Here is a 17,569-nt window from a genome sequence, read left to right as displayed (position 1 = left end):
GTGAAGAACGATTCCTGTACTTCATGGAGAAGGATATTTACCACTATATCAGGTTATGGCTGCAAAATGAGGAAAAAGCATTCGAAGAAGTGTTTGCTTATTACTATCCTCGGGTGCATCGCTATGCCTTCCGTTATTTAAAAAATGAATTCTGGGCCGAAGATCTTTCTATGGAAGTGCTGGCGCGCGTTTGGGAAAAGAAGTCGGCCATAACCAATCACGAAACATTTGAAAATTACCTCTTTACCGCAGCCCGCAATCACCTCATCAATCACTGGCAACGCAAAATTGATGGGCTGCTATCTCTCGATACCTTACAAGGCGAAGTAGCAGGGGCAGCCGGCAATGGTATTGCTGATTCCTACGATCCGGTTGTATTAAAAGAAATGGAAGCCCTTTACTACAACACCCTGTCTGAATTACCTCCACAGCGCCGGCTCATATTTCTCCTTCACCGTAATGAACGGCTCAGTTACAAAGAAATAGCCAGTAAACTGAAGATCTCCCCAAAAACAGTGGAAAACCACATAGGGTCTGCGCTAAAGCAGTTGCGCGTAGCCATGCTGCAATACCTTCACTCTTTCCTGTAAGACTATGTTATCAAATTGTTATGCACTGGGGGTTCGTGAACAATTCTGTGTATCATTTATGGAAATCTACTTGTATGCCCTCGAAAGAGATCGATAGACAATTATTATATCAATATATAGAAGGGAATTGCTCAAAGGACCAGTTGATTCAGATTAAAGAATACCTGACCGATGAAGCGTACCGCAACAGCCTGCATAGTTTTATGCAGGAGGAGTGGGAGTGGTTGAGTAATGCTGCGTTTCCTGCGTTGCCTGGTATGCCGGAACAATATGCCAGATTTCGTTTTTACCTGGCCAGGCGCGATAAAGGAATTACAGAAGAGGAACCTGTTAAAGGAGTACGCGTGCGGCGCCTGCATGTGATCTATGCGGCTGCAGCAGCTGTGATCCTGTTAATTGCCGGCAACTGGCTGTGGCGTGCTTTTGTTGACAAGCGTTCAAAACAGCTGGCTGCTAAAGAATTGTACTTTCATAACGAGCCGGGACATCAAACTACGTTGTTGTTGCCGGACAGCTCCCGGGTTTACCTGGGCGCTGCCAGTACGCTCCGGTTCAAACAGTCAACTGATGGCAACCGCCTGGTGTTGCTGGAAGGGCAGGCTTATTTTGAAGTTAAACACGATGAACGCTGTTCCTTTACCGTTAAAACCGGGTCCATTACTACGGTTGACATAGGTACCGCATTTAATGTGCGCTGTTATCCCGGTGATGCAAACATTGAAGTAACAGTTACCAGCGGCAAGGTAGGGGTACATAAGGATGGAACGCAGTTAGCGGTACTGGATCCCGGTAAGCGGCTGCAATATGATACGGTTTCCAAAAGCTACGACGTAACCGCGATTGCCAACGCCAATGTTGCCGGCGGCTGGCGCAATGGGGTACTTACGTTCAGTAAACAACCCCTGAAAGGAGTGACCGATGAATTACAACGTTACTACGGCATTCGTTTTCGATACACCAGCCCATCCGCAGAAAAGATCCTCATCACCACCGTGCTGGATAATAAAACGCTGGAAGATGCATTGGACATAATAACCCTGACGGCAGGTATTCAATTCACCCGCCAGGGAACCCTGATCGTATTAAAATAGAAAGGGACCAAAATGTAAAACCTTAACTAATGGTATGAAAAAAAAGCCAAAGGGACTATTAAACCGACCCCTAACCCGCAGGGTTAGAAATGTGCTGCCCTTGGTGATTGTATTTTTCCTTACAGTCGATCTCTGTGCGCAGGACAGTGGAAAAAAAGCAAGTATACATTTTAAACACGCCAACCTGCGCCAGGTTTTTACCGAACTGGAAAAACAGTATGGACTAAGCTTCTCTTATAACGAAACAAATTTAGCGCTCTATGGCAGGGAAGTGACGGTGCAGCTGAAAGATGCAACGGCCAGCCAGGTGCTGAATAAGATCTTCGTGGGCAGTCCGCTCACCTGGTCGTTCAAAGGCAGCCTGGTGATATTGACCGCAGATCCCAATTATCACAAAAAAGTATCCAGTGCAGGTAATCTTAATGAAAGCCCCGGCGAAAGCAGTACTGATTCTGTAAAAGGCCAGGACCTTAATGAAGTGGTTGTGGTAGGGTATGGCCGCCAGTCGCGTAAATTATTGACCAGTTCCATTAGTACGGTAAAAAGCGGGGAGTTCAACCAGGGAAATTTTAATAACCCGGCCGGGCTGTTGCAAGGCAAAGTGGCCGGGTTAACCATTACGCGTTCAGGCGATCCTAATGGCACGCCTACGATTACGCTGCGTGGTCCTTCTACCTTGCGATCCGGTGCTGCACAGGAACCATTTTATGTGATCGATGAAGTGCCGGGCGCCGATATCAAGCTGATAGCATTGGATGATATTGCTGCCATCGATGTATTGAAAGATGCGTCTGCTACGGCCATCTATGGAACCAGGGCTTCCAATGGCGTTATTGTCGTTACTACAAAAAAAGGGCGTCCCTCACAAACGCAGGTAAATTATAACAGTTATATCTCGGTTGAGCAAGTGGCCCGTCGCATTAAAATGATGGACGCCGGTCAGTTGAAAGCCTACCTGGCTAAAAACAACCAGGCGCTCAGCCCTTCCGACGACCAGGGCGCCAATACCGACTGGCAAAAGGAAGTGTCCCAAACAGCGGTATCACAAAGCCAGCACCTGGCGTTCAGTGGCGGCGCCAATAACTTAATGTATAATGCCGCTGTTAGTTATCTCGACAATAAAGGGGTATTGAGAAACACGGGTATGAACAGGTTGATCGGCCGGGCCAGCCTTGAACAAAAAGCGCTCGGCAATCACCTGAAGTTGAGTTTGCTGATTAGTTCTTCTACCAATAATGCCAACCTGCTGCCCGATCAAAACATCATTCTGTTTAACATGTTGCGTTATTTGCCCACGGTGCCGGTGAAACAGGCAGATGGAACTTATACAGAGAATTTACAACGCGTACAGTATTACAACCCGGTGTCGTTACAAAACAACGCCTGGCAAAAGGTAAAAACAAAAACATCCCTGTTGAACGGGACTGCGGAAGTGTTGTTGCCGTTTGGTTTTAAATACGACCTGAGCCTCACTTCACAAAACGAACAGCGGAATAGTGGAACCTATTATACAAGCCAGTATACCCTGCAAACCGGCCGGAACGGCGTGGCGTATCGCTCTGCTTACGAGAGCACCCGGAAAATGCTGGAAACCTTTTTCACCTTCGCCCGCAAACCAGGTGAACACGACATCAACATCCTGGGCGGTTATAGCTGGCAGGAAGATGTGAATGGCGATGGCTTTCAGGCCAGCAACCAGAACTTTCCTACCGATGCGCTGGGGTATACCAATATAGGTTTGGGAAGCCCCACCGGTAACTATCGAAACGACTGGGGAACTACGCCATATCAAAAGCTGCGGCTTATTTCATTTTATACCCGCGCCAGATATAGCTTTCGCGATAAGTATTTGCTGCAGGCGTCACTTCGTCGTGACGCCTCTTCTGCTTTTGGTGTTAATAACCGCTGGGCTACTTTTCCTTCCGTTTCATTTGCCTGGCGCGCCATCGATGAATCCTTTCTTAAAACGCAGCAAATATTCAGCGACCTGAAATGGCGGGTTAGTTATGGCATCACCGGTAATTCATTAGGATTTGATCCATTGATCTCAAAAGTTCAGTACAGCTCATCCGGCCAGTTCTTTTACAATAATTCATTTATAAATGCTATTGGTCCCGCTCAAAACGATAACCCCGATCTGAAATGGGAAAAGACGGCTATGTTCAATACCGCTATCGACTTTGCTGTACTGAAAGGTAAAGTAAGAGCCACCATTGAATATTACAACAAAAAGACCAGCGATCTCATCTGGTTTTATCCGGTGTCTACTACGCAATTTTTCACCTCCACCTATACCGCAAACGTTGGCGCTATTTCAAACCGGGGATTTGAAATGACCATCGATGCCATGCCGGTAAAGACGGCCGGTTTCCGATGGACAAGTTCGATGAACCTGGCACATAACAGCAATAAGGTACTTTCCTTATCAAACAATATTTATAAACTGGACTCCATCTATCCCCCGGGAGCTTCTCCGGGCGGACAAAACCAAACCGGCGCCTATGTACAGATCCTGAAGTCAGGCTACCCCGTTGGCCAGTTCTTCACCTTCAGGTATGCCGGAAAAGATGCAAACGGCATCTCCCAGTGGTACGATAAGGATGGCAAGATCACCCCATCGCCCAGAACTTATATTGATAATGCCTATGCAGGAAGCGCACAACCCAAATTGCTGATTGGCTGGAACAACAACCTGAAGTATAAGAGCTTTGATCTGAACATTTTTGTGAGAGCTTCACTAGGTGCTAAGGTTATGAATGCCACGCTGGCCGATCTTAACCGTCCCGACGCAGCAACGTCCTATAACATTCCACAATATTCGGCGAATGATTCACCCAACGACCTCTACGGCTATTTCTATTCCACCCGGTATATTGAGAATGCGGCTTACCTGCGCCTGGATAATGCGACATTAGGTTATACTATTCCTGCATTGATCAAAGGCATCCGTTCAATACGCATCTATGCTTCGGGTAATAACCTGGCATTGATTACCCAATACCGCGGTCTCGATCCTGAGATTTCACTGGGTGGTATTACGCCAGGCATCGATAACAAGGATTATTATCCCCGTACCAGGTCCTTTATGTTTGGTTTAAATGTTGGTTTATGAACTCCGATTGTATGAAACTGATAAATAGCTATTGCATTATACTGGCCGGGTTACTTGTATTGGGCGCCTGTACCAAAATAGATGTACCGGTAGAAAATCAACTGACCCCGCAAAGCTTTCCGGAAACCGATCAGCAGTTCATTGCCGCTGTGGGCCCTGCTTACGTCAGTTTCCGCGGTTCATTCTGCCTGGCTTACTGGCAGCTGCAAACGCTGAGCACCGATGAGGCTATTCTTCCAAGCCGGGCGGGGGGCTGGTACGATGGTGGCCGCTATCAACAATTGCATTACCATAGCTGGACACCAGATAACCCGATCGTTGGCGACAGCTGGACCTGGGGTTTCACCACCATCAGCACCTGTAACCGTATTCTGGCTTTATTTGCCGCATCAAAAGACAGCCCGGTAAAAAAGAGTTTAGCGGCAGAGATCCGCTTGTTGCGGGCCCTTATGTTTTACTATATGATGGATGCGTATGGAAATATACCCATGCCCATTGCTTTTGGCGATACCATCAAACCAGTACAGAAAAGCCGTGTGGAGGCATTTAATCTCATTGAGTCGGAAATAAAAGCCACGCTGCCCGACCTAAGCAGGGCAATAGATGCTGCCCAGTATGGCCGCCCTAACCTGTATACAGCTTATGCCTTACTGGCCAGGCTGTACCTGAATGCAGCAATATATACCGGCGTTAACCGGTATAACGATTGTGTGGCCGCCTGCGATACGATTATTCAATCCGGCAAATACAAACTGGCTGCTGATTATGCGAAAATGTTTTACCCCGACAATGGCCCGCAAACACCGGAATTCATCTTTGCCATTCCTTATGACCATGCAGCAGCGCAGGGCGAACAATTTACCTGGTATTCCTTTCATCCGGCATTACAGGCAAAATATGGGTTGGCGTATCGCCTGAGTAACCCGGTAAGCACTATAGCATCATACTATGCATTTTTCGATGACCCGAACGATGTACGTACAGCCCTTTGGCTTGTTGGTAAACAATTTGATTTTGCGGGCAATCCAATAAACATCACTACTACTAAAGTAGGTCTTGATGCAACCTATACCGGTACCGATGGCAGTACACCAGTGACCTGGCAACTCAATTTTAGCGCCGATGTAACTTTACGTGATGTGGCCAAATTTGAAGCGGGAGGTGATGAACTGGCGAAAGCAAAAGGGATCCGCAATAACAAGTATTATCCCGATGTAACGGCAACCGATCGTAACCAAAGCAACGATGTGCCGGTATTTCGTTTGGCAGAAATTCAATTGATGAAGGCCGAGGCTATTTTGCGCGGCGCTGCACCAACTTACAATACTACTGCACTTTCATTGGTGAACGATCTGCGAACAACCAGAAAGGCAGCTCCTATGACTAACCTTACGTTGGATGATATGTTAAAAGAGCGGGCGCACGAACTAAATTGGGAGAACACCCGCCGCACCGATTTGATCCGGTTTGGGCGGTATGAAGATGCCTGGGGTTTTAAAACAGACGCCGATAAAAACAAGCGCATTTTCCCCATTCCGGCAGCCGAACGTATCCTGAACCCCGGTTTACAACAGAATTTCGGTTATTGATAACCCTTATTCCGTATTAACGCAATCTGTATCCCGGCAAAAAAGGGCCCCGTAAAAGTGTTAAACTGGAGGGGCCCTTTTTCCGTGTTATTTGCACGTTTATTGGTAAAAATTCAGCTGCTTGGTTATTTCAGATAGAGCAGGAATGCATACTAAGTTATATTTCACACCCACAAAACATTGTTTTGTGGTTTTTTTATTGCATAAAAAAAATCCCCCGATAAAATCGGGGGACCAGTTGCGGATCTTTATTGTAACGTTCGTGGTACTAAGCTTATTACTTTACTTTGTTTACTTCTGTTTCTTCAACGTAAGTGTTGTTGGTTTTGATAGCATACACCTCAGTAGTGTTACTTTTTGCAGACTTAACTGTTACATTCAAACCTGTATTCTCAAAGCCATCAGATTTCAACAGGAACTTCTTGTTGATGCCAGAACCTTTGAAAGTATTTGTGTAAACGATGTTACCGGCGTCATCACGGAAGGTTACAGCGAGTTCATCTTCTGTTGAATTAAGCAGGCTCAATTCAAATACTGGTGAGTTGTTCAGGTTGCCGATGAACTTCAGTTCAGTAGTACCAGCCTTTTTAGGCTCTTCGCTGGCCAGGGTTACAGTTGAAAAACCTACGGTTAAAGTGATTAAGGTAAAAAGGGCGATTGTTAATTTACTTGCTTTCATAATTGTAATCTTTTTATGTATATTTCTTGTTTGCGTATTTTTACGATCGGTTCACTTTTTGTCTGTGTCAGCTGCGTTTCGTAATGCAAACATACACCGCGTTTGGGCCCCCTGGAAATCAACCTAACGCTGTTTTTAGTATCGGTAAGGACCTTGTAAAAAGTTAAAACCTGCTCTGGTAGCGGGTTCTGTAAAAATAGGCTCATGATGCCCAAGCGTTTTTCACGTGATCAGATTCCCCATAAATAAGGTTAAAAAGGTTAAATTAGGGTTGCTAAACTCATAAGCTATGCAGCGTATACTCGCCATAATCATTGCTTTATTAGCCTGGTTTGCAGTTATTACTCAATTAGTATTGATGCTGGAAAACAGGGAATTGGGTATTGGGGAAACACTTGTTAGCTTTTTAAGTTTCTTTACCATTCTCACTAACACCCTGGTAGCTTTGTTTTTTACCGGAAGGCTGCTACATATAAGAATAACCCAAAAGGCAGGTAAACTAACGGCTGTTACCAGTTATATTCTCATTGTTGGTTTAGTGTATCAGTTCCTGTTACGGCATCTATGGCAACCAACGGGGTTGCAATGGGTAGTTGATGAATTATTGCATACAGTTGTTCCAATACTCGTTACTATCTATTGGTATTTATATGAGGAGAAACCGGCCATCCATTACAAACAAATACCCGGATGGTTAATATACCCGCTTGTGTATTTTGTTTACATATTGGTGAGAGGAATGATCTCCTATAATTATCCTTATCCGTTTATCGATGCCAGTCAACTGGGGATGGGCAGGGCTTTATTGAATGGGGTATTGATCCTGGTTTTTTTTGTTGTAATTCAAATACTGCTTATTATGTTTGCTACAAGGAAAGTAAAACTTAAACGAAGATGAATACAGAATTATTCTGGAAGATTATGGATGAAGCCTTTGCTAATGGAGGTTTTGATAGTGAAGAAAAAAGGAAATAGTTCCCAGGCTAATTGAAAAATTCAATATACAATAAGCTTACACAGCTTGACTTTTATGCGTTTTTCGGGGAACCATTCACCAACATCACTACAATCAGTCCAGCTACAAAAAAGCCGGTTGTTAAAGCACCAACGCCTTTTATTAACTGGTTGCTGATAAAGGTGCCAATACCGGAACCTACAAAGAAGAAGATAGTGCCATATACTGATGCAGCCAACCCTGCTTTATCACCCAATGGTTCAAGCGCAATGGCCGAGCTGTTGGGATCAGCTGCAATAAATATACAGCAGATAATACCCATCAATATGAAGAACAACAGGGCTGGCGGTGGATCGCCCAACAAAAGTGTCAATGCAAAAAGAACAGTTGCTACACCAAGAAAACCCGTTAATAGTATACGTAGCGTTCTACGCGCGCCGAATCTTTTTGAAAAATAAGAATTACTAATGGCAGCGATTGCCATGAATAAACCAATAGTTCCGAAAATTACCGGGAAGAGTTTGGGCCGTTGATAAATGGTGCCTATAATACGCTCTGAACTGGAGATATACGAGCTGAATACTGAAAAGAGGACGGTGGCTATCGTTACATATCGCACAAATGTCTGGTTCTGGATGATCGTCCTAAGTTTTTGCAGCGTATTTTTGAGATCGTTTTTTACTCTGGCAGCTGCAGAATGTGATTCCTGCATACGGAATGACCAGATAAATACGATCACCGCAAAGCTGGGTGGAATGGCGAAGACCACCCGCCACGAATAGAACTTCAACACTAAAGCACCCAACGCAGGTGCCACTACAGGTGTGAACAGAAATACAAACAACACCAGCGACATAACCCTTGCCATGGCATCGCCCGCATACCGGTCACGTACAGAGGCTATAGAGGTCATAAAAACAGCTGCTGCCCCCATACCGGCAACAAAGCGAAATACATACATCCAGTACAAACTGCCCGCAAATGCGGTTAGGAAGCCTGTGATAACATATAAGACAATGCCAGCCCGTAGTATGGGTAAGCGTCCCAGCCTGTCAGTAAGGTAGCCAAACAGGATCTGGGTTACCTGTCCCATAAAAAAGCAGGAAACCAGTTGGGCCGTTTCGGTGCTGCTATTGCCTGCTGAAAAGTATTTGCGCACATCTGCAAACGCCGGCAGCATAATATCGATGCCTAAGGCCGTCAGTATCATTGAACTGGCCGTAAAGGCAATGAATTCCTTGGAGACAAAAGTTTTCTTTACAGGGTCCATGTCTTATAAATGTATCGCAAAGTTGCCAATAACATTTGACTATAACAGGTGGTAATGCGGACAAATGTAGGGGGTGATTGCGCCAATCACCCCCTGGTTAAAAATGTTATTTGTGTTTTATGGCTTGTCTTTCCCTTCTACCAGCAACTTACGCAGGTTTTCCAGTAATTGATCGGATGTATTGGAATTGGTAAATATGGCGTAACCCATTTTCAGGTCTTTGTATACTTCAAACTTACATTTGAAATCTCCGTTATTGCCACCATGGCCAAACGATTTGCCATAGGGTGTTTCGCGGATCTCCAGGCTCATGCCAATATAGCTCGGGTATCTTGGGTGATACGTGGTGTCTTCAGAATGTTTGGTAAGGATGCTGTCGTACATGGCGGGCGACAGTCCTTTTTGTTCTAATAAATAGATCATAAACCGCGTAAAGATGGCTGCTTCGGTATGCATGGAATAAGCCATGCCTGGTTTTTCAGGCGGATCGATTTTGCTTGGCCGGTTGTCGTAGTGTCCATTAGCCTTCACGCGTAGCAGCGAATCGTTTTTTGAGAAGAATGTATGATACAACCCGATCGGTTCAATTACTTCTTCCTTTAGTACCTGTTCTACCGGTTTGCCCGTGATCTTTTCAATTACCATTTTCAGGTATTCGAACCCTTCGCCCGAATAACCATAGCCGGTGCCGGGGGCGAATTTGAGGTCCAGTTTGCCGCTTTCGTTCATCCAGCGCCAGTTGGGAAAACCAGTGCGGTGGGTGAGCACATGCCGGGCGGTCATTAACTTATAACGCTCGTCATATTCTATATCCTTATAAGGAAGATACGTGTATAACGGTTGATCGAGGTTGATGATGCCGCGTTCTGCCAGCCGTTCAACCGAAAAGGCAAACACCGGTTTGGTAACAGAGGCGGCTTCAAACAACGTATTATCATCCACTTTTTCACCGGTCATGGCGTTGCGAACTCCATAGGTTTTATGATACACCATTTTGCCATCTTTTATTAAAGCCAGTGAAACACCGGGTATGCTATAATACTTCATGTAAGTTTCAATAAAATTATCAACCTGGCTCGGATTGGATGCTGTAAAGTCAAACAGTACGCCTTTCTCCGGAAGAAGATCAGGTACAGGCGTGGAAGGTATGATAACATCACGGGCGGTTGTATTTTGTGCAGCTTTTACATCTACCGTAACCGGCTTTTGAAGCAAGGTGCCAAACACCTGGTTGTCGGTGCGGTAATACCTGTCACGTAAACCAATCTCGTATTTGCCAACAGGTACAATGGCTGAATAGTTTCCCTGGCTGTCCAACGTTGTTGCCACCCACAGGTTTTTATTGGCGATCAAACAAACCTGACCGGGTAATTTTGCCGATATCGGTTTGTCCCACTTTAATTTTCCTGAAAGGGTTCCCAGTTTGGTGGTAGTAGGCAGAATAAGTACATCGCCCAGGCTGTTGGGGTTCATATATTTTTCGCTTCCCTTACCCCAGGCAGAATAAGTGAAACTGCCATCGCCATCTTTATCGAATACATGAAAGTCGAACCCGATTGTTTTTCCAACCTCTAATTCATTTCCTAACTGAATACGCCATTCGTATATGCGGGTGTTGCCATTACGCACCATGGCTACTTCCATAATGCTCCAGTTAGCAGTGCCGGCCCAGGGATCATAAAAGGCGTTATTGATATTGCGCAGTTTTTTACTGTACATAAAGGAGGCAACGCCTGACCCTGATAACAGGTGGCGGGCGTCGAGGCTTAATTCCAACCCATCCTGCGTATTCCATCGCACGTTTTCCGAAGTGTCTTCAATAAAATCATCATCAGTTATGGTGAAGGCTATGTATAAGGAATGATTATCGAGCCGGTAACCCAACTGGAAGAACCCTGAAAGGTCAGCTTCGTTTTTAGGTTTAGCGGGGGAAAGGTCCATGGCAATTGGATACTTTTGGGCATTGCCGGGCCAGTCAGACAAATTACCGTCAACAGTAATGGCCCCAAGGGGATAAGCATAAGCAATGCTGCCATTATGGGCCCAACCAGGCAGGTAAATAAGGAAACAGCCTGTTAGCAGGGAGATGATCTTAACGATGGTGTTCGGCATGGTAACTAATTAATGGTGGTATGACGATCAGCGGGGTAGGGAGGTTACAGGGAACGGAGAAGATCTGTTTCTTAAGGTAGTATTTATTGCTAATATGTTGCATGAAAGCTTGGCAAAATGTTTCACCACTGACTATGAAGTCCGCAAGATCCCATATCGTGGGCTCTTTTTTTATCTTTGTACTCTTAATCGATTCCTATGGGTAAGTTTTTTGATTCCATACAGCCCCAGCATGCGGCATTTATTGAAAAGCAGCAACTCTTCTTTGTGGCTTCCGCACCGTTAAGCGGCGATGGGCATGTAAACCTGTCGCCCAAGGGGCTCAACAGCTTCCGCGTTTTGTCGCCCAACCGCGTTGCTTATCTCGATATTGTTGGCAGTGGTAACGAAACCTCGGCCCATTTGCTGGAAAATGGCCGCATTACTTTTATGTTTTGTGCGTTTGAAGATGCTCCGAACATCCTGCGTTTATATGGCAAAGGATCAACTGTATTACCAGGCAATGCGGAATGGGCGGAATTGTCGGTTTTATTCGAGCTGCCTTTAGCAACCCGGCAGATCATTGTGGCGGATATTCATAAAGTACAAACCTCCTGCGGTTTTAGTGTGCCCCTGTACGAATACCTGGGCGAAAGAGACCATGCTCAAAAATGGGCCGAGAAAAAAGGCCCCGAAGGGCTGGAGGCTTACAAAGAGGAAAAGAACCGGGTTAGCCTCGATGGTTTGCCTACAGCCCTGGGCACTATGTAATTGCCGGCACACTTACATTTTCAACTTCCCCTCAATAGAGTCGTCCATTGTTTTACCAGTGGCCGCACCTGCCAGCATTTTCAGGAAAGCAATTCCTTTACCATGCTTGGTGTCCCAGTAATAACCATCTTCGGGAGTAAATTTTATAACTGAGATCCTGGGATCGTCCTTGCCTTCTGTAAACCAGGTCTTCATAATGGGTTCCCACAACTCGTCAATCTTATTGCGGTCATGTATAATTACTGCTTTACCGGTGATGTACATAAAATCTGAATGGGCAGCACCCTGGAAGAACAGTTTTACCGTGCGGTCTGCTGCTATATCTTCATTCTTATGGCTGTCATTGGCGCTTAGGAACCAAAGGTTGCCGGCATCATCAACCTGTTGTACAGTCATCGGCCGTACACCGCTCGATTCAACAGAGGCATGTCCGGTATCGAAAAAACAGGTCTTTGTTTTATCTATCAGTTCACGCAGTTTATCAACGGCCGCTTTGTTGTTAAGGTCTTCGTGGTTTTTTTCTTTTTGTTGTTTGTTAATGCTATCCATAACGAATTGTTTATTTTAATTTAAAGATCACCGCCTGCCAGGGCAACAGCATAAGCTTATGCCCTTCGTGTTGCAGGGAGGTTTCATTATTACTGATTAATTGAAATTGTTTTTTATGTAATTCCTTTGGAATGGTGTAAGGCACCAATTCATCGGAAAAGTTAAGTACGATCAGGGTGGCAGTATTACCGAGTGTGCGGGTGTAGGTATACACCTGCTCATGCTCCTGATCATGCAGTTTGTATTCACCATAAACGAGTTCGATATGGTCTTTTCGCAACTGCACCAGGTGCCTGAAATAATTCAGTGGCGAATTGCCATCCATATCCTGCGCTTCCTGGTTTATATATACGTGATCGGCATTTACTTTTATCCAGGGTTCACCGGTAGTAAAACCGGCATTGGGGGTGGCATTCCATTGATAAGGCGTGCGGCTGTTGTCGCGGGCGCCAAACTGCTGGTCTTTAATAAATTGGTCCAGGTCTTCTTTGTGGTATTGCAGGTAATGATACATGTACAACGTTTCAATATCCCGGTAATCGGCTATTGAATCGAATTTAATATTCACCATGCCCAGTTCGTCGCCATTATAAAAAATTGGCGTGGCGCGCATAGTCAGTAAAAAGGTAACGAGCAGTTTGGAGGAGGGAATTCTGAATTCGGGCGAATCATTTCCCCAACGGGTAAGCATCCGCGGCTGATCGTGATTGCCCAGATAGATAGTGCCCCAGCCTTCCTTCGCAAATACATCATTCCATTCAGTATATAATTTTTTAAAGGCAGGTAAGCTGTACCCATTGGGATCGGGCCGTTTAAACCCTTCTTTGGCATAGCCCAAGCCCATACCTTTAAAATGATACAGCATGTGCAGTTCCTGCCTGTCCTCATGTACAAATAGTAATGCTTCCTCTTTATGAATGCCGGGTGTCTCTGCAATCGTAACCGCATCAGGGTATTTGCTCAATACCTCCTGGTGCATTTCATGCAGGTAGTCGTGCAGTTTAGGTCCTTTGGCATAAAAGTAACTCCAGTCGCCTTCATATTTTTCACTCAGGTCTTTTTTAGAAACTACCGGCCAGCGGGTGTCTTTGGCGATGTAGGAAATGGCATCCATACGGTAACCATCAATGCCCTTATCGAGCCAAAAGCGCATCATTTGATAAATGTCCTGTCTTACTTTAGGGTTCTCCCAGTTAAGGTCTGGTTGTTTGTTACTGAAGTAATGCAGGTAATAAGCGTTGGTGGATGCATCAAATTGCCAGGCTTCGCCTTTTTTATCAAAGAAGCTATAACGGTGTGGGGGCTTTCCTTTTTCGGCCGGCCACCAGTGGTAATAATCACGATAGGGGTTGTCTCTCGATTTTCTCGATTCCACAAACCAGGGGTGTTCGTCACTCGTGTGATTAACCACCAGGTCCATCAGCAGTTTAATCCCTCTGGCGTGCAGGCCAACCACCAGCGTATTAAAATCGGCAATGGTGCCGAAGGAGGGTGAAATGGCTTCGTAATTACTGATATCGTACCCATTGTCGTCATTGGGCGAGGCATAAATAGGGTTCAGCCATACCAGGCCAACCCCAAGGCTTTGAATATAATCGAGTTTTGAAATAAGTCCCGGAAGGTCACCGATCCCATCCCCGTTGCTGTCTTTAAAACTGCGGGGATAAACCTGGTAAATCACGGTTTCCTTCCACCATTCCTTGTTCTTAATCTCCATACGTAGCAATTATTTTTTAATGTCTGAACCATTTTTGCAATTGACGTACCACAGCAGCCGCCTTTGGCCGCCGTAGCCTTGGCGAAGGAGGCCCGCCTACGCTAAGGCTACGGCGGGCGAGGCGGGTATAACTTTTGAAAGCGATACATTATGGGAAAGAAAAAATCTACATATACAGACCCAAACACACAGGTGCATAGTGAGTTTGAGACCACAATCGGTAACAGTTTCAACGTGGTGCGTAAAGAAACTCCAACAAAACATAACGACGAGGCCGACATAGATGATCCGCTGAACGAAGTGTCAGGGGATGAATATGATCTTATAAATGAATGGGATATGGAAGCGGCTCCGCCAAAAATGAACGCCGTGGGAACAAAAGCCGGCAAAATACCCCTGTTGATAGGGCTATTAGGCATTGTTGGCCTGATTGGCGTGATAGGAGTAGTGAGCAGTTTACGGCCTAACAGGTCAACAAGTTAATAGGTTGACAAGTTAACAGGTTGATAAATAATCGGTGGGCCGGGCCGGAAGGCCCTCGTCAACTCCGTCAACGTGTTAACTTTTCAACTTTGCGCCCTACCTTTGGCGCACGAATGAAACACTTAAAAGCGTTAGAAAGATATTTCTGGAAATACCGGTTAAGACTCCTCCTCGGTATCGTATTTATCGTTATCTCCAACTACTTTGCCGTATTGGCCCCGCAGGTTACCGGCTACGTGTTCGATGTAGTGCAACGGGCTTTTGGCATTGAATCAAAAAAAGAACCGGTGCAGTACGACTGGCTGGTGAACTGGTTCATTCACCTGGCCGAAAAGAACCGGACCATTTCTGTTATCGCTTTATGCGGTATTGTCATCCTGGTGCTGGCCCTCATCCGGGGTATTTTTATGTTCCTGATGCGGCAAACCATCATCGTCATGAGCCGCCACATCGAGTACGACCAAAAGAACCAGATCTTTCAACACTACCTCACACTTGATTCCAATTTCTACAAAACCCATAGTACCGGCGACCTCATGAACCGCATGGCCGAGGATGTTAGCCGGGTGCGCATGTTTACGGGACCAGCCATCATGTATTTGATTAACCTGGTATCTCTTATTTCGCTGTCGGTTTATTACATGGTAAAAAAAGACGCCTTGCTAACCCTGTATGTATTGGCGCCGCTGCCTATTCTGGCCGTTACTATTTATGTGGTAAACACCATTATCAACAGAAGGAGTGAGCGCATCCAGGCATTGTTAAGCGATTTAACCACCAATGCCCAGGAATCATATTCGGGTATCAGGGTTATCAAATCTTTTGTACAGGAAAAAGCGATGTACCGTTTTTTTGATAAGAATAGTGAGGAGTATAAGGAGAACGCGATTGGGCTGGCTAAAATGGAAGCGTTGTATTTCCCTTCCATGACCTTGTTGATCGGGCTTAGTACCCTGCTGGCCATTATGATTGGCGGTATTTACGCAATTTACGGGCAGCATAATATTAAAATGAGCACTATTGCCGAGTTTGTGATGTATATAAATATGCTCACTTTCCCGGTTGGCGCCATTGGGTGGACGGCCAGTATGATCCAGCGGGCGGCCGCTTCGCAAAAGCGCATCAACGAATTTCTGAATACCGATTCCGCTATCGTAAACCCGGTGCATCCCGTTAAAACTACTTTACAGGGCGATATTGCATTCGACAATGTTGACTTCGTATACCCAAATACCGGCATTCAGGCGCTTACCCATTTCAACCTGCATATAAAAAAAGGACAAAAAATCGCCATCATCGGCCATACCGGCAGTGGCAAAACCACTATTGCGCAATTGTTATTACGCATGTACGATCCTACTGTTGGGAAGATAAAGGTAGATGGAACTGATCTGAAGCAAATGGACCTGCAGGAGCTGCGCCGCCAGATCAGTTATGTGCCGCAGGATGTATTTCTGTTCAGCGATACCATTAATAATAATATCCTGTTTAGTCCCGGGAGTACAGTAAATACCGATACCGCAGTAAAAGCTGCCCGTTCGGCCAGCGTGGAAAAAGAGATAGAGCAGTTTCACGAAAAATACGACACTATGGTAGGGGAGCGTGGTGTTACCCTGAGCGGTGGACAAAAACAACGCATTTCCATAGCCCGCGCCCTGGCAAAAGACCCGCAGGTTGTGGTGTTTGACGATTGTTTAAGCGCCGTGGACGCCCGTACCGAGAAAGAAATCCTGGGTAACCTGGGTATTTATCTTCAACATAAAACGGCGATCATAATTACGCATCGCATCTTTACTTTATTCGATTTTGATAACATTGTAGTGCTCGACGAGGGTAAAATTGTGGAGACCGGAACACATAGTGAATTATTATCATTGAATGGTTATTATGCGTATTTATACGAACAACAGCTGCAACAGGAGCGGGAAGAGGGCTAAAACGACTCACAAATGGGGATAATTAAGGGAAATTACTTCGTAAAAGGCTAATGAAATTTTGTTGATTCTAAAACAATATTATATTTGTAACGCTTTTTTTTGTGAAAATTTGATAATTGTTAACTGCAAAACTTAAATGACTGTGGCGTACGAAAACAACGACAAACGTATGGAAAGCGTTTATAGCAAACGCATAAGAGCTGGGAAAAGAAGAACCTACTTCTTTGATGTGAGGGCTACCCGTGGAAATGATTACTACATTACCATTACGGAAAGCCGCAAAAAATTCAACGAAAACGGGTACGACAGGCACAAGATCTTCTTGTACAAAGAAGATTTCAACAAATTCTTGAAGGCGTTGACAGAAGCAGTAGACTATGTGAAAACTGAATTGATGCCTAACTTTGATTTTGACGCCTACAACCACGATCAAGTTGCAGATACAGATATGGACGATGTAATGGATTCACCTGCTGCCACCAGCACTCCTCCCAGTGCGCCAGCATTGCAACCAGTAATCAGTGCAGCCGCCAGCAATGGTTCCAGCTCAGCTGCTGATGCCGGTGAAGAAGTTGACAAATGGTAATTTTCCATAAAACGGTTTATGATCTAGCAAGCTCCCGAAAGGAGCTTTTTTTATGCCCCCAGCCCCTGAAGGGGAGTAATGAGAAATTAAAAATGAAGAATGAGAAATTAGAAATCTCTACCCTTTGCCAACAGTCTCCCACAACCGCA

The 17,569-nt window shown here is 45.3% G+C and carries 14 protein-coding genes; 9 read left to right on the top strand and 5 right to left on the bottom strand.

Annotated elements, in window-relative coordinates; genetic code table 11:
• The first annotated feature begins 23 nt into the window (after positions 1-23).
• From NIAKO_RS36910 to NIAKO_RS18180, 4 genes are all read left to right on the top strand, one after another.
• On the top strand, positions 24-590 hold the full coding sequence (locus NIAKO_RS36910; protein WP_014219913.1) for an RNA polymerase sigma-70 factor: 567 nt from the start codon (positions 24-26) through the stop codon (positions 588-590).
• 74 nt (positions 591-664) lie between these two features.
• Positions 665-1,681 carry a FecR family protein gene (locus NIAKO_RS18190; protein WP_041346944.1) on the top strand — a complete coding sequence of 339 codons (1,017 nt, stop codon included), beginning with the start codon at positions 665-667 and terminating at the stop codon, positions 1,679-1,681.
• A 34-nt stretch (positions 1,682-1,715) separates the two neighbouring features.
• A complete protein-coding gene (locus NIAKO_RS18185; RefSeq protein ID WP_014219911.1) occupies positions 1,716-4,793 on the top strand; it encodes a SusC/RagA family TonB-linked outer membrane protein in 3,078 nt (1,025 codons plus the stop codon).
• 11 nt (positions 4,794-4,804) lie between these two features.
• Positions 4,805-6,382, top strand: coding sequence for a RagB/SusD family nutrient uptake outer membrane protein (locus NIAKO_RS18180; protein WP_041348906.1), 1,578 nt, complete (start codon positions 4,805-4,807; stop codon positions 6,380-6,382).
• A gap of 277 nt (positions 6,383-6,659) precedes the next feature.
• Here the strand turns inward: NIAKO_RS18180 and NIAKO_RS18175 are convergent, their stop codons facing one another.
• Positions 6,660-7,061 carry a hypothetical protein gene (locus NIAKO_RS18175; protein WP_014219909.1) on the bottom strand — a complete coding sequence of 134 codons (402 nt, stop codon included), beginning with the start codon at positions 7,059-7,061 and terminating at the stop codon, positions 6,660-6,662.
• 289 nt (positions 7,062-7,350) lie between these two features.
• Here NIAKO_RS18175 and NIAKO_RS18165 point away from each other — a divergent pair, with 289 nt between their 5' ends.
• Positions 7,351-7,959: a Pr6Pr family membrane protein gene (locus NIAKO_RS18165; RefSeq protein ID WP_014219907.1), complete on the top strand. Its 609-nt coding sequence runs from the start codon at positions 7,351-7,353 to the stop codon at positions 7,957-7,959.
• A 130-nt stretch (positions 7,960-8,089) separates the two neighbouring features.
• On the opposite strand, the gene NIAKO_RS18160 is transcribed toward NIAKO_RS18165, so the two are convergent.
• Together NIAKO_RS18160 and NIAKO_RS18155 are read right to left on the bottom strand one after the other, a co-directional pair.
• On the bottom strand, positions 8,090-9,286 hold the full coding sequence (locus tag NIAKO_RS18160) for an MFS transporter (RefSeq protein ID WP_014219906.1): 1,197 nt from the start codon (positions 9,284-9,286) through the stop codon (positions 8,090-8,092).
• Positions 9,287-9,403: 117 nt separating this feature from the next.
• Positions 9,404-11,398, bottom strand: coding sequence for a serine hydrolase (locus NIAKO_RS18155; protein WP_014219905.1), 1,995 nt, complete (start codon positions 11,396-11,398; stop codon positions 9,404-9,406).
• A gap of 198 nt (positions 11,399-11,596) precedes the next feature.
• On the opposite strand from NIAKO_RS18155, the gene NIAKO_RS18150 reads away from it, so the two are divergent.
• Positions 11,597-12,148 (top strand): pyridoxamine 5'-phosphate oxidase family protein, encoded by a 552-nt coding sequence (locus NIAKO_RS18150; protein WP_014219904.1) that lies wholly within the window; start codon positions 11,597-11,599, stop codon positions 12,146-12,148.
• A 12-nt stretch (positions 12,149-12,160) separates the two neighbouring features.
• On the opposite strand, the gene NIAKO_RS18145 is transcribed toward NIAKO_RS18150, so the two are convergent.
• Both NIAKO_RS18145 and NIAKO_RS18140 read right to left on the bottom strand, forming a co-directional pair.
• Positions 12,161-12,697: a pyridoxamine 5'-phosphate oxidase family protein gene (locus NIAKO_RS18145; protein WP_014219903.1), complete on the bottom strand. Its 537-nt coding sequence runs from the start codon at positions 12,695-12,697 to the stop codon at positions 12,161-12,163.
• Between the two features lie 10 nt (positions 12,698-12,707).
• Positions 12,708-14,414: a glycoside hydrolase family 13 protein gene (locus tag NIAKO_RS18140; RefSeq protein ID WP_014219902.1), complete on the bottom strand. Its 1,707-nt coding sequence runs from the start codon at positions 14,412-14,414 to the stop codon at positions 12,708-12,710.
• A 150-nt stretch (positions 14,415-14,564) separates the two neighbouring features.
• On the opposite strand from NIAKO_RS18140, the gene NIAKO_RS18135 reads away from it, so the two are divergent.
• From NIAKO_RS18135 to NIAKO_RS18125, 3 genes are all read left to right on the top strand, one after another.
• A complete protein-coding gene (locus NIAKO_RS18135) occupies positions 14,565-14,897 on the top strand; it encodes a hypothetical protein (RefSeq protein WP_014219901.1) in 333 nt (110 codons plus the stop codon).
• 113 nt (positions 14,898-15,010) lie between these two features.
• Entirely contained in the window at positions 15,011-16,834 is a 1,824-nt protein-coding gene (locus NIAKO_RS18130) for an ABC transporter ATP-binding protein (protein WP_014219900.1), read from the top strand.
• Positions 16,835-16,970: 136 nt separating this feature from the next.
• Positions 16,971-17,420: a DUF3276 family protein gene (locus NIAKO_RS18125; protein WP_014219899.1), complete on the top strand. Its 450-nt coding sequence runs from the start codon at positions 16,971-16,973 to the stop codon at positions 17,418-17,420.
• Positions 17,421-17,569: the final 149 nt, after the last annotated feature.

Source organism: Niastella koreensis GR20-10 (genome assembly GCF_000246855.1).
Lineage (GTDB): Bacteria > Bacteroidota > Bacteroidia > Chitinophagales > Chitinophagaceae > Niastella > Niastella koreensis.
This window is presented reverse-complemented; position numbering and strand designations above follow the sequence as displayed.

Excerpts from the sequence above, each read along its gene's own strand:
- NIAKO_RS18150 (WP_014219904.1), top strand. The coding sequence starts at position 11,597 with ATGGGTAAGTTTTTTGATTCCATACAGCCCCAGCATGCGGCATTTATT.
- NIAKO_RS18185 (WP_014219911.1), top strand. The coding sequence starts at position 1,716 with ATGAAAAAAAAGCCAAAGGGACTATTAAACCGACCCCTAACCCGCAGG.
- NIAKO_RS18160 (WP_014219906.1), bottom strand. The coding sequence starts at position 9,286 with ATGGACCCTGTAAAGAAAACTTTTGTCTCCAAGGAATTCATTGCCTTT.
- NIAKO_RS36910 (WP_014219913.1), top strand. The coding sequence starts at position 24 with ATGGAGAAGGATATTTACCACTATATCAGGTTATGGCTGCAAAATGAG.
- NIAKO_RS18175 (WP_014219909.1), bottom strand. The coding sequence starts at position 7,061 with ATGAAAGCAAGTAAATTAACAATCGCCCTTTTTACCTTAATCACTTTA.
- NIAKO_RS18135 (WP_014219901.1), top strand. The coding sequence starts at position 14,565 with ATGGGAAAGAAAAAATCTACATATACAGACCCAAACACACAGGTGCAT.
- NIAKO_RS18140 (WP_014219902.1), bottom strand. The coding sequence starts at position 14,414 with ATGGAGATTAAGAACAAGGAATGGTGGAAGGAAACCGTGATTTACCAG.
- NIAKO_RS18190 (WP_041346944.1), top strand. The coding sequence starts at position 665 with ATGCCCTCGAAAGAGATCGATAGACAATTATTATATCAATATATAGAA.
- NIAKO_RS18180 (WP_041348906.1), top strand. The coding sequence starts at position 4,805 with ATGAAACTGATAAATAGCTATTGCATTATACTGGCCGGGTTACTTGTA.
- NIAKO_RS18165 (WP_014219907.1), top strand. The coding sequence starts at position 7,351 with ATGCAGCGTATACTCGCCATAATCATTGCTTTATTAGCCTGGTTTGCA.
- NIAKO_RS18130 (WP_014219900.1), top strand. The coding sequence starts at position 15,011 with ATGAAACACTTAAAAGCGTTAGAAAGATATTTCTGGAAATACCGGTTA.
- NIAKO_RS18155 (WP_014219905.1), bottom strand. The coding sequence starts at position 11,398 with ATGCCGAACACCATCGTTAAGATCATCTCCCTGCTAACAGGCTGTTTC.
- NIAKO_RS18125 (WP_014219899.1), top strand. The coding sequence starts at position 16,971 with ATGACTGTGGCGTACGAAAACAACGACAAACGTATGGAAAGCGTTTAT.
- NIAKO_RS18145 (WP_014219903.1), bottom strand. The coding sequence starts at position 12,697 with ATGGATAGCATTAACAAACAACAAAAAGAAAAAAACCACGAAGACCTT.